Origin of the sequence: Bartonella sp. AA83SXKL (assembly GCF_042196965.1) — a bacterium.
Classification (GTDB): domain Bacteria; phylum Pseudomonadota; class Alphaproteobacteria; order Rhizobiales; family Rhizobiaceae; genus Bartonella.
In genome coordinates this window covers 177,233-192,277 of the sequence record NZ_JBHIRG010000002.1, presented here as the reverse complement: position 1 = coordinate 192,277, position 15,045 = coordinate 177,233, and the positions used below count along the sequence as shown (strand labels likewise).

The window sequence follows — 15,045 nt, the reverse complement described above, 5'->3', positions numbered from 1 at the left end:
TTGTAAAAAAACATTTCTCAATGCGTTTGAGCTAACTTCACGACGGTACTCGATATTATAATGGAAAGCTTCTGTGAACTATATAGGGCTTACTGTACACTACCATCTCTACATTTATACAAGGTGCAAATAAAAAACATCATACTATTTTCCCCCAATTTTATGAAAATCCTTGCTTTGCTTTAAGAGGATTCATTAAGAGGTATTTCACTCTTTTCTTCAATGGTTTCTATCCATACAGCATCTCTTCTAATAATACGCAAGAGAATGTTTTTTATTGTTTTAATATGAGGATATTAGAAATAAGGAGAATTCCACTGTATTTTGAGTTATAAATCAATACGTTATCTAATTACAAAAGACAAGTAGATACGTAAAAAGATAAGCTGAATTTTAAAACTATTATACGAAATCTCAGACTTTTTAACGGCCTTCATAATACCACATGCTGTTCAACAGTAAAAGGCAAGCAAGCAGTGCAAAAAAACCAGAAAATACCGAAAAGTAAAAGGTATTGATTAAACGGGTTTCTGTTGCTTCTTTCAGAACAATTGAATGTGCTGGGGAAGAGGACGGACTTGTTTTTGATTGAATCAGCTTAAATGGAGGAAGATGAATGTTTTCTTTTCCTTCAGGGTGTAAACGTCCGATGTAGCCACCAGTGTGCTTAATAATGGGGGCTAGTTTTTTTTGTGTTGAAATCAAGTCAAACAACTCAAGATTATCGAGCATCCCTACAGAAGAAAGTATTGTTAAACCGCCATTTTTAATGGTAAAAATTCCTGTCTCATCAGTGGTCACAGTTGCAGTAAAAAGGCCTTCTTGCTCTTTGGTCAGAGTAATATTTTCTTTTTTTCCAGAGGGAAAGATTATTTCAGCGGGTTCTGGATGGTTTTTTAGAGTTTGGCGGCGAATTGTTAAATGATGATGGCTGCTGGTCGCACTTAATTTTTCTTCCTCAAGTTCTGGTTCTTTCATGAGCCAATGGGCAATACGACGATAAAGAGCAGCATAAGGACCACCGCCTTCGAAACCTCGTGCCCAAAGCCAACTTTCATCAGAGAGCAACATGCCTACACGTCCTTTATCAACATGCGAGAGAAGTAAAAGTGGTTGTTCATCGGCTCCTTTCATGAGGGCGATTCCGTTATTTATGTTTTGAATAGCAATTTGTCGCAACCACTGCCCCCATTGAGAAGCGGGAAGGTTAAGTGTTGCAAGACCCCTTGTGACAGGATGGCGCTCACCTTCTTTGGTTAATGTGGGGCGAAAAGGTTTTTCAATAATAGTTCCATTGGGCAATGCCGGTAAAATGCTTATTAAAGGTGTTTTCGCAAGTGAGTTTTTTTGGGTAAATTCAGGTCCTGTTACCATCAGCAATGCACCCCCCTTTTGTACATATTGGGCGATATAATCATAATAGATTAAGGGGAGAACAGTAGAGTGCTGGTAGCCATCAAGGATGATGAGATCAAAGTTATTAATTTCTTCAACAAAGAGTTTTCTTGTGGGAAAGACCACTAAGGATAATTGGCTTGAGGGCGTATTATCTGCTTTGGTGGGGGGACGCAAAATAGTAAAGTGAACAAGATCAATATTAGAGTCACCTTTCAAAAGGTCTCGCCATGTCCGTTCTCCATTATAAGGAGCACCTGAAATAAGAAGAACGCGTAAATTTTCTCTGATTCCTTCAATAATTGTTATGGCGCGGTTGTTTTTAAAGCTTAGTTCACCTTTGTGTGGATCAGTTATAACTTGGATAATATTTTTTTCAGCATGAGGAAGGCTAATTTCAGTTTGAAAAATCACGCCAGGAGTCACAGAATAATGGCCAATGTCTTGTCCATTGACGCTTAGTGTAATATTTGCTTTCTGTGGTATTGTTTTTTTGGCAGGGCCTTTATCTTCTACCAAAATGGAGAGCGTTTGTGGTTTGTTGACAAGGGCAAAGCGTGGAGGAGAAATAAACTTGATTTGGCGATCAAATTCATCTGAGTGCCCTGTAATCAGGGCATTGAGAGGTGCTTCATGATGAAGGTCTGATAGGTCAGGAATGTCATGCACTTGTCCATCGGTGATAAAAATGGTTCCTGCATAACGAGAGAGCGGTACATCAGATACTGCTTGTGTTAAAGCCTCAAACAAATTCGTTGAGGGCGCATACTGATTATCAGCAAGTTTTCCAGCTTCAATAAAGCGTGGTTCAAATTGTGGATAATGCGCCAATGCTTGAGTTAATTGCGCGAGCGCTTCATCACTGTCGTTTGTACGTGTTCCAAATGTTTGGCTTTTGCTGCGGTCAATAACAATTCCTACTGTGCTTTTCAGTGGTTCACGCTGTTCTTTTATGATCATTGGATTGAGCAAAGCAAGGATGAGGGCGCTTAATGCCATCAGACGAAATAAAGAACCTTGCCGTTGCGTAACAAGACCAACAACGACAAAAAGAATCGATATTCCACTTAAGAACAGAATCCAAATGAGTGGTAAAAAAGGCTGAAAAGTGAAAAATGATATCATTGCCTTCTTTCTCTTTTAAAGCGTTCCAAGAGTGCTGGAACATGAACTTGATCCGCTTTATAGTTTCCTGTAAGAACATAAAGGACAATATTTAAACCTGCACGAAATGCCCATAGACGTTGCATTGGATCATTGGGAACAAGGGGATATTTCCATGACCCTTTTTTATCGAGTGCCCAAGCACCAGCAAAGTTATTGGCAGTAATGAGAAGAGAACTTACATTATCGCCGCTGGCAAGGGAATTTTTATTTTTTTTGTTTGTTGATGAGGATTCAATCCATAAAGGTGAACCACGGTAGAGACCAGGAAAATCTGGCATAATATAAAAAGAACGTGCAACAACATGATCCGTTGATGCTGGCTCAATGGATGGAATATTTAACTCTTTTAAGATATCTCGTAATCTTTGCGTTTCTGGAGTAGCATCTCCTTCAAGATTAAGATTGCTCTTTATCTGATCGCGCGTGTCAAATAAAATTGTTCCCCCATGTTTCATAAAGTTATTTATTTTTTCAAGGCTTTTGGGGGTTGGTATAGGACTCTTAACATCAATTGGCCAGTAAATAAGAGGATAAAAAGAGAGTTCATCTTTATCGAGATCAAGTGCTGTAACAGAGCCGAGGGTAAGCATTGTGCGCTCTGCGATAAATTGACTTAATGCTTCTAGACCACTTTTACTCGTTGTATCAATTTCATGATTATTGGTTATAACATAGGCAAGATGTGTTGCACCAGCAGCTTGTACACTATCATATTGATTTTCTTTCGTTTGTGCATGAAGAGTTGGATCATATGAAAACAAGGCAATAAGACTTATAAAGGGGAGGAGAAACATATTACGCCGTTTCATGAAAGAAAAAATATCTCCTATCCATAAAATGAGAAAATTGTCAAAGGCGAATAATAAGATGGCTAATCCTAAAAGTGGGCCGATAAGATTTTTTTCTTTTGTATCGTAAGATAAAGGGCTTTTATTAAGAGATGTTGGCAATGATGATTGTTTCATCAAGTGCGACGAATGAGTTAAGAGATTGAGTGCATAAAAATCGTTTTTGACACCATAAAGTCCTGGGGGAGTATGGTAGGAAGGATGGGGTGGATTTTGAGAGTCAAAGATCAAAGGAACAACATCAGAGGGTGGTACTTGTAATTGTCCGTCAACGGCTATAGTTCGCCAAGGGTTTTGTACCACTGTTCTTTTTTCTCTGTGTGTTAGGTTTGTGTTTTCGTTAGAACCTAATGTGATTAATTTTTGCAGCATTTGTGCAAAAAAGCCAGAAAGAGGAAGGTTAGACCATGTTGGGTCAGGAGCAACATGAATGAGAATGAGGGTTCCTTTATCACGTTTTGCTGCGGTAATAAGAGGAGTTCCATCCGAAAGGCTAAGCCACGTTTTTTCAAAAAGATCTGGGGTTGGTTCTGCGAGGATTTGGCGCGAGACAGTAACATCTCCTGGAAAGGGAAGACCAAAGAAAAAGCTATTTTTTGCAAAAGGGGCAAGCTTTTGTGGTTTTGTCCAAGACATAATACTTCCAAGGGAACGTTGACCTGGGTGTAGTGGTATCGGAAGAAGGTTATCGTAATGTTCTGCGCTACTGAGTTTTTCTCCTGCAAAGCGGATGAGTGTTCCCCCTTTATTCACAAAATCAGAAAGTTTTTTTTCTGCTTTTGGGGGTATGTTAACAATGTCACCCATAATCAAAACAGATGGATTTTGTTTAAGCAAATGATCAATATCCGTTGAAAGTTCTCTTCCACCGGCTGTTATAAGCTGTGTATGACCTTGTAAGGCTTTGATAATGTAATAAAATGGAGCAAGTAAAGGCTGTGCCATTTCATTGGTATCGGGTGAGAGAAGAGCAACACGGCTTATCCTGTTATGGCTGTCTACCAAGAAGGTTGCAGCAGCATGGTTTTGATTGTTTATTTTTATCCAAGCGATATCATTGCGTAGTTCAAGTGGTACATTAAAAGGAACAAGTGCTGTTGTTTCTCCTTCAGAGAAATTGTTCGTAAATTGTCCGAGAAGTTGATTATTTGAATCGTAGAGGCTGAGTATAGCGGGAGTGTTACTGTGTGTTGTTGAGCGGATAATACGCGCGCCCATGTTTCCATTGTTATTTTCTATGGATGTTATGCCGGTTAAATCGGAAATATCAGTCAAATACCACAAGAAGTTTCTAGGTTTTAATTCTTCAAGAAGAGCAAAAGCTTGCTCATCTTCATTTGTTTGTAATCCATCACTTAAATAAGCAATATCAAGAGGTTTTCCTTTGGTTATTTTGCTGAGTTTTTTGAAGGCATGCACGCGGTTGACAGGCCAAGGACGCGGTTGCAAATGCATTAAATGCTGTTTTATAATCTTGGCTGGTTGGGGCTCTATATTGGAGATATTATTTTCAGCCGTTGCAACAAGATAAATATTTTTTTGCTGTTTTTCTGCCTGTGCAAGGAGCATTTCAGCGATAGAGATGCGCTGTTTCCATTCTTTTACAGAAACCCAACCATTATCAATAATGAGTGCAAGGGGTTGAGACCCGGAAAAGCTTATTGGTTTTTGATTCCAAGTGGGGCGTGCTAGAGCTATGATAACAAGTGCCGCTATGGTTAAACGCAACAAGAGCAACCACCAAGGTGTATGTTTTGCTGTTTCTTGTTGATGAGTTGGTTTGGGTAAGAAGCGAAAAGGGGGAAAAAGCTCTTTACGCGGAGATGGAGGAGTTATCCGCAACAGCCACCAAATGACCGGTAGGAACAAAAGCCCTAGTAACAGAAAGGGAGCAGCAAAACTCAAAGTGCCCTCCTTTTTTGCAATGGAGAGTCGCTCATTGTATTTGCAAGATGAAAAATGGTCTCTGTTAAAGGTTGATCTGTTGTACTAACGTGATAAGACCATCCTTGGCGTGCGCAAAAATTTACCAATTCTTGTCGCCTTGCGTGATATAGTTTACAATAGTTCTTACGAAGATCTTCTGCTTTAGTGGAAACATGTTTCTCTTTCGTTTCAGGATCCAAAAATTCTGTGTGACCTGTGTAGGGAAAGCTTTCTTCTGCGGGATCAGAAATTTCAATTAAATGAGCTGTCACCTGTTTTGTAGTTAAAACGGTTAAATGTTGGATGATTTTTTCAGGATAGTCGAGAAAATCACTCATTATAATGACATGTGAAAAGCGTGTAATCGTTGAAAAATCCGGAAATAAATTTTCATCTGAATGATTTTCTAAAGCAAAGGCTATTCGTTCTACGACATTGGATGTCATTGTGGGGGACATTAAGTTGGGAATAGCAATATGTTCGCCACTGCGTGCAAGAAGGGATGCCAAGGTAAGGGTAAGAATAGTGGCATGATTACCTTTAGAGATTTTAGAAAAGCGCGAACAGTAATGCATTGATGCGCTCTGATCAGGACAAAGCCAAACGGTTTGTGTCGTTTGCCATTCGTGTTCACGGAGATACGTATTTTCATCACGCGCTGAGCGACGCCAATCAATGCGGGTAATGGATTCTCCTTCCATATAGGGACGAAATTGCCAAAAGTTTTCCCCATTACCGCTTTTACGTTGTCTATGCCACCCGGTGATCAATGTATTAGCGATATGACGCGCTTGTAAAAGGAAATATGGCATTTTGCCAGTATCCTTATGCAGTTCATTTGCCAGCGACAATGGAGGCTTTTGTAAAACTTTTTTGCCAAGTGCCATTCAAAGAGCATCTTTCACAAGGTTATTGATAATATCTTTTACGGTTATATCTTCAGCACGGGCAGAAAAATTAAGAGCCATGCGGTGTTGTAATACGGGATAGGCCAATGCTTCAACATCATCAAGTGAAGGGGCTAAGCGTCCATAATAAAGAGCACGGGCGCGAACACAAAGTGAAAGGGCTTGTGATGCCCGTGGACCAGGTCCCCAAGAAACATAAGTATTAGCAAGGCTATTGTCTTTATGAGGGCGAGATGAGCGGACAATTTTTAAAATAGCTTCAATCACATTTTCTGAAAGAGGCATTTTGCGAACGATATTTTGAATTTTTTGCAATTTTTTGCCGGATAAAATTGGTTTTGCATTTGACTTTTTTTCTTTTGTTGTTTCTAAAATAATCCGTCGCTCTGTTGTGAGGTCAGGATAGTCAATATCGATTTGCATCAAAAAGCGATCCAGTTGTGCTTCAGGAAGTGGATATGTCCCTTCTTGTTCGAGAGGATTTTGCGTTGCGAGAACATGAAAAGGTTGTGGCAAATCATAACGGGTACCTGCAACAGTAACATGATATTCTTGCATAGCTTGTAAAAGGGCTGACTGTGTCCGTGGGGAAGCACGATTGATTTCATCGGCCATGAGAAGTTGCGTAAAAATAGGACCTTGAATGTATCGAAAAGAACGTTTACCGTCTTTATCGGAATCCATAATTTCAGAACCAATAATATCCGATGGCATTAAGTCAGGAGTGAATTGGATGCGTTTTTCATCAAGTCCTAAGACTGTTCCCAATGTTTCAACAAGACGTGTTTTTGCAAGTCCTGGAGCACCGACAAGAAGGGCGTGACCACCAGCAAAAATAGCGATTAAAGCATATTCGATTACCTGATTTTGCCCAAAAATAACTTTGTCAATTTCTTTTTGTAAAATATCCAATTCTTTGTGTGCCGTATCAATATCATCAATAATGACTTGAGCTTCATGATTGATATTGACCTTTTTTATAGAATTGGATGATGGATCATGTTGACTCATATTTCTTCCTTAAGGCGTTTGTCGCAAAAATGGTAATTTTCTCTGCATGATAATGGATATCTTATTGTTTGTAACAGAAAATGAGAAGAAATGAAGTATCATATGCCGTTTTTTTTCATATTCGTATAGAAGAGAAAAGTTTCTTTGGAAGAATAGACGTGCTTTATAAGGGATGTCTTAAAAAATTTGTTTTATGAAGAGAGTTTTTTAAAGCAATGAAGACAACTTTTTTGAAAGGTTAAAGGGTGAATATAAGACAGAACTTCAAACAGGTTGCGTGGTTACAACAAAGTGATATCCAAACACTTCTTCGTGTTTTGTCTGTGGAGGGGGAAGAGGCGCGTATTGTAGGGGGAGCAGTGCGCAATCAACTGCTAGGGCAGCCTATTAGTGATATTGATATTGCAACAACCTGTTTGCCGCAACAGGTTATTGCACGTGTAGAAGAAGCAGGATTTAAAGCTATTCCTACAGGGATTGCTTTTGGTACAATAACAGTAGTTGCTCATTCATGTTCTTATGAGGTTACAACGCTTCGCTGCGATATTGAAACAGATGGTCGTCATGCAAAAGTGGCATTTGGTCGTGATTGGAAAAAAGATGCTGAACGGCGAGATTTTACGATAAATGCGCTTTATTGTGATGCTGCTGGCAACCTTTATGATGATGTGGGAGGTTTGAGTGATATTGCTAGCCGAACAGTTCGTTTTATTGGGGTTGCAGAAGATCGTATTGGCGAAGATTATTTGCGTATTTTACGGTTTTTTCGCTTTTTTGCGTGGTATGGAGCAGGGCGACCTGATGTGCAAGGATTGAAGGCATGTGTTCGTTTAAAACACGGTTTAAAAAAACTTTCTTCTGAACGTATTTGGGCAGAAATGAAAAAGCTTCTTGCGGCGTTTGATCCAACGCGTGCTCTTTTATGGATGCGACAAAGCAGAATTTTGGCACTCATTTTTCCTGAAACAGAACGATGGGGTATTGATGCAATTCACGCATTGGTGAAGACAGAACAGGATCTTGGTTGGAAAGTTGATCCATTGTTACGGCTAGAAAGCCTTCTTCCTCCTGATCCCATACGTCTTCATGAAATGGCACAGCGCTTGCGTTTTTCTCTTAAGGAAACAACGCGATTAAAAGAATGGGCAGAGTTAGAAATAATAAACCAAAACTGTTCTGATCATTTTGTGCAAAAACTGATTTATTTTCATGGACGACAGCCAGTTTTAGATCAATTATCGTTGTCTGTCGCTGCATCACATCTTGATCATCTGGAAAAAAGTGATGCTTTGCAAAAAGCAGATGGTTATGTCAAGCTTTATCAACTTGCCAAAAAATGGCAAATTCCAACTTTTCCCATTAATGGTAACGATTTAATAAAGAAAGGTTTTACGAAAGGTGTACTTTTAGGAAAAAAGCTTAAAGAGCTAGAAATGATATGGATTGAAAGCGGATTTTTAATGGATCGTCATGCACTATTAGAAAAAATTGATTTATAATATTTCTGTTTATAAACTCACTGTTGTTTATATTTTTTAAGTCAACATATTAATTTATAATAATCATTATTCATGTGAAATAAGAGTTCACAATATTGTAAGGTTATTTCAAACCTGTTCATATTACATCAATCAAAGTTATTGCCTTACACGCCACAAGTGAGGAAAAATGATTACAGAGAGGAAAAATGTCTCTTATGAACCATCTCAAAGATAAGGATTCTCGAAAATGAGAACGAATAGAGGATAGTAATAGCGGTTTGCACTTTGTATGAGCATAAAGAGGTGGATGTCCAATGGATTTTTACTATGAGGAGTATTTAATCATTCATAGGTGGTGATATGAGGTGATATGAAATGGATGTGATGGGCACTAAGAAATGTTTATTTTACCAACACTTAATTGTTGGAAAATGATAGGCATTATACGCTCTAACTGTTCTTTATATGTTGTATTATTGTTTTTCGTGATAATTTATGTTTTTATAGGTTACAGTTTCTTTCATGATAACCAATTTGGCGTAATGCTTCTCCTGTTGTTATGGCTACGCTCATGGCGAGATTTAGAGAGCGTGCCTGTGGTTGCATGGGAATTTTCAATGTGTAATCGGCCGCTTCATGAACATAATCGGGAACGCCAGCTGTTTCACGACCAAAAAGTAAAACATCATTTCTTTGATAGCATATCTGCGTATAGCATGTTTTTGCTTTTGTACTTAAAAGCAACAGGCGGCGTTTAAAGTGTTTCATGGAGCTTATAAAATGTTGCCAATCAATGTGTCGTTCTAAGGAAGCATATTCGAGATAATCCAATCCTGCGCGTTTGAGATTACGATCCGACAGATTAAAGCCTGCAGGTTCAATAATGTGCACATGTAAACCAAAGCAAGCGCTAAGACGTAAAATCGTTCCAGTATTACCAGCAATATCAGGTTGGAAAAGAGCTATATGAAGTGTCATGTTCTCTGTAATATGATTTTTCTTTCGACTTTGTAAAGAAGCACCACAATTTATTCGAAAAATATGCTTTGAGAAATACATGTTTTTTACGGTTCATTTTTATTCCCTTTAAATTTCAGGGAAAAAGTTATGTATACAGGTCTGTTTGGGATCAGAGAGAAGCTCCCTATTAGGGGCTTCATTTTATTGAGCAATCCATGAAATGAATTGGCTCATTATGTTGAAAAATGGGATATTTAATAAGGTTAGATCATCAATTTTAATTAAAATCAACAAAATATGCTTTTTATGCAAAAACAGAAGCGAAAAAAATACTCATGCAACCAGTTGGAATTGAGGGAGGGAGAGATGCTGTAAATGTGTTAAAGAAATAACCGATAAGCTCAACTTGTTTACTGAGATATGGTCATAACAAGACTATGTTTCTTTCTTTAGAAGTGTTTATTTACATGCTATCTCTGATTTTCACGGGCGGGGGAGTAATTTTGATTGATTAATATGAATAGGTTTGAAATGAAAAAACCTTACGGTGTTTAGGGATTTCATTCACTCCGTAAAACGATGAGTTATCATTATAAAACAGTTTTTTGTATAAACCATACAAATGGCAGGAGTTTTTTACGGGGATGTTTTTATGGTTGAGGTAACGGAGTGATCAAGCATTGTATAATGGGAGAGGGTATGGTAAAAGAATGTTTTAGCAAAGTGTCTCTTTAAGTTAAGTCCATGGGTGAGCAAACGAGGCGGGATTTTCTGTTTTTGGTAACAGCTGTTGCAGGGACAGTTGGAATGGGAGCGGTTGTGTGGCCTTTTATCCGTCAGTTGCGTCCAGATGAAGCTGTTTTGGCATCTTCCTCTGTTGAGGTTGATCTTTCTGGTATTGAAGAGGGGATGTCGGTAACGGTAAAATGGCGAGGACAGCCTGTTGTTATTCGAAATCGTACGGCAAAAGAAATTGCTGATGCGCGCGCTACTGAATTGAGACTTCTAAAAGATCGTCAAGCGCGCAATCCTAATCTTGAAGGTGAAAAGGAAGCAACAGATTTTGCGCGTTCAGCAGGTAAAGGACGTGAAAATTGGCTTATTGTTATTAATCTTTGTACGCATCTAGGCTGTGTAACACTTGGGCAATCGGGTAAATTTGGAGGATGGTTGTGTCCCTGTCATGGGTCTGTTTATGATACTGCTGGAAGAGTGCGGTCAGGTCCAGCTAACTATAATTTGACTATTCCACCTTACCAATTTCTTTCTGATACTTTGCTCAAAATAGGATAAAGTCATGATAAGGTTTCCTCCTTATTGTCCTAAAAGTGCTCTTGTCCGTTGGTTTGATAAGCGTTTTCCTCTTCCTCGTTTTTTTTATAATGCATTTGTGATTTTTCCTGTTCCACGTAATCTTAATTACTTTTACACATTTGGCGGTATTTTAACCATTATGCTTTTATCACAGCTCTTGACTGGTATTGTCTTGGCTATGCATTATGTTCCGGATATTCATTTGGCTTTTGAAACTAGTGAACGATTTCGGCGTGAAGGGCAGTTTGGTTGGCTTTTTCGTCCATGGCATTGTGTAGGCTCTTCGTTTTTTTTTATTGCTGTTTATATCCATTTGGCACGTGGACTTTATTATGGTTCTTATAAAAATATGCGAGAAATGGTATGGGTTACAGGTATTTTTATTTATATCATCATGATGGCAATAGCATTTTTTGGTTCTGTGCTTGTTTGGGGGATGATGTCTATTTCAGCGGCTTCAGTGATTGCAGGGCTTTTAAAAACGATACCTTTGGTGGGGATATGGTTGCATGAGACACTTCTGGGTGGTTATGTCGTAGGACAACCAACGTTGAATCGTTTTTATGTTTTCCATTATGTTTTATCATTTATTTTGCTTCTTTTTGTGGGGCTGCATATTTGGGCAATTCATTGTGTTGGGCAAGGCAATCCAACAGGTCTTGCTATACAATCAGATAAGGAAACAGTTCCATTTTCGCCTTATGCGCTTATCAAAGATATTTTTGCTATTACTGTTTTTCTCATCTTCTTTGCCTGGTTTTTGTTTTATATGCCCGATTATATGGGGCAGGCTGAAAATTATAGTGTGGCAGATCCTTTAAAGGCACCTCTTCGTGTGGTTCCAGAATGGTATTTTTTGCCTTTTTATGCGATGCTTCGTGCTATAACTTTTGATATTGGTATTTTCTCTTCAAACTTTGTTGGTTTTGTTTTATTCGTCAGTTCGATTTGCATTTTAATTTTTGTGCCATGGTTAGACCGCTCTAAAATATGTTCAGCAAGATATCGACCTGTTTATAAAATTTTCTTTTGGGCGTTGGTTATTGATGTCATTTTTCTTGGTTGGTTGGGGTCAAGAGAAATAAGTGACAAAATTCTTTTATGGACACAATTGGCTACGGTTTATTATTTTATATTTTTTTTGGTTATTTTGCCGATTTTGCCAGCGTTTGAAAAAAATTGTTCTCTTCCTTCTTCAATTATGCAAGATTTAAAACAGAAAAAAAAGAGACTATGGTAAATGTCTTTGTCGGGTTGGTTGTTATTGTTGCTATGAGTTTTTCTGCTCAGAGTTTAGCGAGTGATGCCTCTGATCAGGAAGAGGGATTTATTTCTTTTCCTTTACAGGTTCCTAAAAAACAAGAATGGAGTTTTTCAGGTCCATTTGGGCTTTATAATAAGGCGCAATTGAGGCGCGGATTAAAGGTTTATAGACAAGTTTGTTCCAGCTGCCATGGGCTAAAATATGTGGCTTTTCACAATTTAAAAGATCTTGGGTATGATCAAGAACAGATCAAAGCTTTGGCGGAGCAATATGAAGTGCGCGATGGTCCTAATCGAGAAGGAAAATTTTTTAAACGTGCTGGGATTGCAACGGATTATTTTCCTTCTCCCTTTTCACATGAAGAAGAAGCAAGATTTATTTTGAATAGTGCTTATCCTCCAGATTTGACATTGATGGCACGTGCACGTGGGGTATCTTTGCCGTTTCCTGCTTTAATTACTGATGTATTGACTCATTATGATACAGCTGGTCCAGATTATATTACGGCTCTTTTAACAGGATATCAGAAGGCACCGAAGGAGATAAAAATTGCGAATGGTTATTGGTATAATCCTTATTTTATTGCCGGTAATTCTTTAACTATGGCTCCTCCTTTGAGTGATGGTATGGTTTCTTATGAAGATGGGACCCCAGAAATCATTGAACATTATGCGCGCGATGTTTCTGCTTTTTTGATGTGGGCTGCCGATCCTCATATGGAAATTCGTAAAAAAACCGGTTTTCGTGTTATTTTATTTTTAATCATTTTTGCAGGGTTTGTTTATATTTTAAAAAATCGTATTTGGTGTGGTTTAGAAGAAGAATTAGAGAAAGAAATAAAAGACGAAATAAAGAGAAAAGGGTAAAGCGACAAGGCTCAAAAGAGTATAGAGTATAAAGAGCATAAGGAACAAATCTTTTTATGATGCATTGAGGTTTTATAAAGTAAAAGCAAAGTAAAAATGGAGATGTTAAAATGAAAAAAATTGCATGTACTACTCTTATGTCAATTTTGATGGTTTCTAGTACTTATGCTCAGTCTTTTGAAGTGCCTTCAAAACCTGAAATGATCTCTTCGACGGGTATTGTACAGGTAGGGATAGATAAGTCTGTGCGTTATGTGACACCTTTAGCAACGGATTTTGTTGCTTCCAGTCTTATAGGCGCCAATGTATATAATATAGAAGATGAAAATATTGGTGAAGTAAAAGATATTATTTTACGTGAAAATAATATTGCAGGATTTGTTATTGCTGTTGGTGGTTTTCTTGGCATAGGCGAGAGTTATGTGGTCGTTTCTCCAGAAACAATCCAGATGACAAATGATTATGGTAAATGGAAACTCATTACAAATGCGACAAAAGATTCTTTAAAGAACGCTCCAACATTTAAATACGAAGGGCGTTGGACACGCTAATTTTATATTTCTATTCTTTAATGGATCAAGCTGTTGCTATCACAATCATATGCTAGCAACAGTTTTTTTGTTCTAAAAACTCTTGAGAATTTTTGCGACAAGATTCCAAGGAGCTATTACCAAAGTTTTCAAGATAAACTATTAAGACAGAGTGAAGATTTAAGTATTATGTTTAAATAACATGATATCGCCATCTTGCACAATGTATTCCTTTCCTTCATCGCGGGCTTTTCCTGCTTCCTTTGCACCGCTTTCTCCACCCAAAGCAATATAGTCATTATAGCTGATGGTTTGGGCACGAATGAAACCGCGCTCAAAATCTGAATGAATAACACCAGCTGCTTGGGGAGCTTTTGTACCACGCGTAATTGTCCATGCTCGTGTTTCCTTAGGCCCACAGGTGAAGTAAGTAATGAGATCAAGTAAATGGTAACCAGCGCGAATGAGGCGATTGAGACTCGGTTCAAAGAGTCCTAGAGCATTGAGATATTCTGATGCTTCAGCATCACTCAGTTGTGTAATTTCCGCTTCGATAGAAGCAGAGATGATAATGCTTTGCGCATTTTGCTCTGTTGCCATTTTTTCAACTGTTTGGGTAAAGCTATTTCCATGAGCGGCGTCATTTTCGCTTACATTAAAAACATAAAGTACAGGCTTGGAGGTTAAAAGATTCAAACTCTTAAGAATGTGGTGTTCATCGGAAGAAATATCTTTGAGTAATAACCGGACAGGGTTTCCCTGTTGCAGTATGTTTAATGCTTTTTCCATAATAGGTAAAATTGTGAGAGCTTCTTTGTCTTTTCCGGTTGCTCGTTTACGGATTTGTATGATTCGTCTCTCAAGACTTTCAAGATCCGCAAGCATGAGTTCGGTTTCAACCGTTGTCGCATCACAAACAGGATCAATACGTCCTTCTACATGGGTAATATCTTCATTTTGAAAACAGCGTAAAACGTGGACAATGGCATCGACTTCGCGAATATTGGCTAAAAACTTGTTTCCTAAACCTTCACCTTTTGAAGCTCCTCGCACAAGCCCCGCAATATCGACGAAGTTAATGCGTGTAGGAATCATTTCTTTTGAACCAGCGATTGATGCAATTTTTTCCATTCGTAAATCTGGAACAGCAACTTCACCGGTATTGGGTTCAATGGTACAAAAAGGATAATTGGCAGCCTGTGCAGTGGCTGTTTTTGTTAATGCATTAAAAAGAGTTGATTTCCCGACATTAGGTAATCCGACAATACCGCATTTAAAGCCCATGAGAGTCTTTCTTTTCTATTGATTTTATGGTCAAGATAAAGCTTCCTTTTTATAGCATATTTTCAGAAGAGTTATAGTCCTTGTCTTGCGA

11 protein-coding genes are annotated in these 15,045 nt (G+C 38.3%); 5 read left to right on the top strand and 6 right to left on the bottom strand.

The window, feature by feature from the left end; all coding sequences use genetic code 11:
- Positions 1 to 423: 423 nt before the first annotated feature.
- The 4 genes from ACFINO_RS02030 to ACFINO_RS02015 are packed head-to-tail and all read right to left on the bottom strand — an operon-like array spanning position 424 to position 7,255.
- Positions 424 to 2,520: a glutamine amidotransferase gene (locus ACFINO_RS02030; protein WP_375654971.1), complete on the bottom strand. Its 2,097-nt coding sequence runs from the start codon at positions 2,518 to 2,520 to the stop codon at positions 424 to 426.
- A complete protein-coding gene (locus ACFINO_RS02025; protein ID WP_375654970.1) occupies positions 2,517 to 5,315 on the bottom strand; it encodes a DUF4159 domain-containing protein in 2,799 nt (932 codons plus the stop codon). The genes ACFINO_RS02030 and ACFINO_RS02025 overlap by 4 nt, the downstream gene beginning before the upstream one ends.
- Complete coding sequence (locus ACFINO_RS02020; protein WP_375617591.1) at positions 5,312 to 6,223, bottom strand: DUF58 domain-containing protein; 912 nt, start codon at positions 6,221 to 6,223, stop codon at positions 5,312 to 5,314. The genes ACFINO_RS02025 and ACFINO_RS02020 overlap by 4 nt, the downstream gene beginning before the upstream one ends.
- Positions 6,224 to 7,255, bottom strand: a complete 1,032-nt coding sequence (locus ACFINO_RS02015) for an AAA family ATPase (protein WP_375606357.1) — start codon at positions 7,253 to 7,255, stop codon at positions 6,224 to 6,226.
- 245 nt (positions 7,256 to 7,500) lie between these two features.
- Between ACFINO_RS02015 and ACFINO_RS02010 the strand changes: the two genes are divergently transcribed.
- Complete coding sequence (locus ACFINO_RS02010) at positions 7,501 to 8,754, top strand: CCA tRNA nucleotidyltransferase (RefSeq protein WP_375654969.1); 1,254 nt, start codon at positions 7,501 to 7,503, stop codon at positions 8,752 to 8,754.
- Between the two features lie 483 nt (positions 8,755 to 9,237).
- Here the strand turns inward: ACFINO_RS02010 and ACFINO_RS02005 are convergent, their stop codons facing one another.
- Positions 9,238 to 9,714, bottom strand: a complete 477-nt coding sequence (locus ACFINO_RS02005) for a tRNA (cytidine(34)-2'-O)-methyltransferase (protein ID WP_375634307.1) — start codon at positions 9,712 to 9,714, stop codon at positions 9,238 to 9,240.
- A gap of 726 nt (positions 9,715 to 10,440) precedes the next feature.
- Between ACFINO_RS02005 and petA the strand changes: the two genes are divergently transcribed.
- The 4 genes from petA to ACFINO_RS01985 all read left to right on the top strand — a co-directional run bounded on the left by petA (position 10,441) and on the right by ACFINO_RS01985 (position 13,691).
- The gene (gene petA / locus ACFINO_RS02000; RefSeq protein ID WP_375654968.1) at positions 10,441 to 10,989 is read left to right on the top strand and encodes a ubiquinol-cytochrome c reductase iron-sulfur subunit; all 549 of its coding nucleotides are present in this window, start codon (positions 10,441 to 10,443) and stop codon (positions 10,987 to 10,989) included.
- A 4-nt stretch (positions 10,990 to 10,993) separates the two neighbouring features.
- Positions 10,994 to 12,250: a cytochrome bc complex cytochrome b subunit gene (locus tag ACFINO_RS01995; protein WP_375654967.1), complete on the top strand. Its 1,257-nt coding sequence runs from the start codon at positions 10,994 to 10,996 to the stop codon at positions 12,248 to 12,250.
- Positions 12,244 to 13,140 carry a cytochrome c1 gene (locus ACFINO_RS01990; protein ID WP_375654966.1) on the top strand — a complete coding sequence of 299 codons (897 nt, stop codon included), beginning with the start codon at positions 12,244 to 12,246 and terminating at the stop codon, positions 13,138 to 13,140. The genes ACFINO_RS01995 and ACFINO_RS01990 overlap by 7 nt, the downstream gene beginning before the upstream one ends.
- A 110-nt stretch (positions 13,141 to 13,250) precedes the next feature.
- Positions 13,251 to 13,691 carry a PRC-barrel domain-containing protein gene (locus ACFINO_RS01985; protein ID WP_375611176.1) on the top strand — a complete coding sequence of 147 codons (441 nt, stop codon included), beginning with the start codon at positions 13,251 to 13,253 and terminating at the stop codon, positions 13,689 to 13,691.
- A gap of 159 nt (positions 13,692 to 13,850) precedes the next feature.
- Here the strand turns inward: ACFINO_RS01985 and ychF are convergent, their stop codons facing one another.
- Positions 13,851 to 14,954 (bottom strand): redox-regulated ATPase YchF, encoded by a 1,104-nt coding sequence (gene ychF / locus ACFINO_RS01980; protein ID WP_375654965.1) that lies wholly within the window; start codon positions 14,952 to 14,954, stop codon positions 13,851 to 13,853.
- Between the last annotated feature and the right edge of the window lie 91 nt (positions 14,955 to 15,045).

Bases quoted from the DNA above. Each gene is read 5' to 3' on its own strand.
- petA (WP_375654968.1), top strand. From the start codon at position 10,441: ATGGGTGAGCAAACGAGGCGGGATTTTCTGTTTTTGGTAACAGCTGTT.
- ACFINO_RS02015 (WP_375606357.1), bottom strand. From the start codon at position 7,255: ATGAGTCAACATGATCCATCATCCAATTCTATAAAAAAGGTCAATATC.
- ACFINO_RS01985 (WP_375611176.1), top strand. From the start codon at position 13,251: ATGAAAAAAATTGCATGTACTACTCTTATGTCAATTTTGATGGTTTCT.
- ACFINO_RS02020 (WP_375617591.1), bottom strand. From the start codon at position 6,223: ATGGCACTTGGCAAAAAAGTTTTACAAAAGCCTCCATTGTCGCTGGCA.
- ychF (WP_375654965.1), bottom strand. From the start codon at position 14,954: ATGGGCTTTAAATGCGGTATTGTCGGATTACCTAATGTCGGGAAATCA.
- ACFINO_RS01995 (WP_375654967.1), top strand. From the start codon at position 10,994: ATGATAAGGTTTCCTCCTTATTGTCCTAAAAGTGCTCTTGTCCGTTGG.
- ACFINO_RS02030 (WP_375654971.1), bottom strand. From the start codon at position 2,520: ATGATATCATTTTTCACTTTTCAGCCTTTTTTACCACTCATTTGGATT.
- ACFINO_RS01990 (WP_375654966.1), top strand. From the start codon at position 12,244: ATGGTAAATGTCTTTGTCGGGTTGGTTGTTATTGTTGCTATGAGTTTT.
- ACFINO_RS02005 (WP_375634307.1), bottom strand. From the start codon at position 9,714: ATGACACTTCATATAGCTCTTTTCCAACCTGATATTGCTGGTAATACT.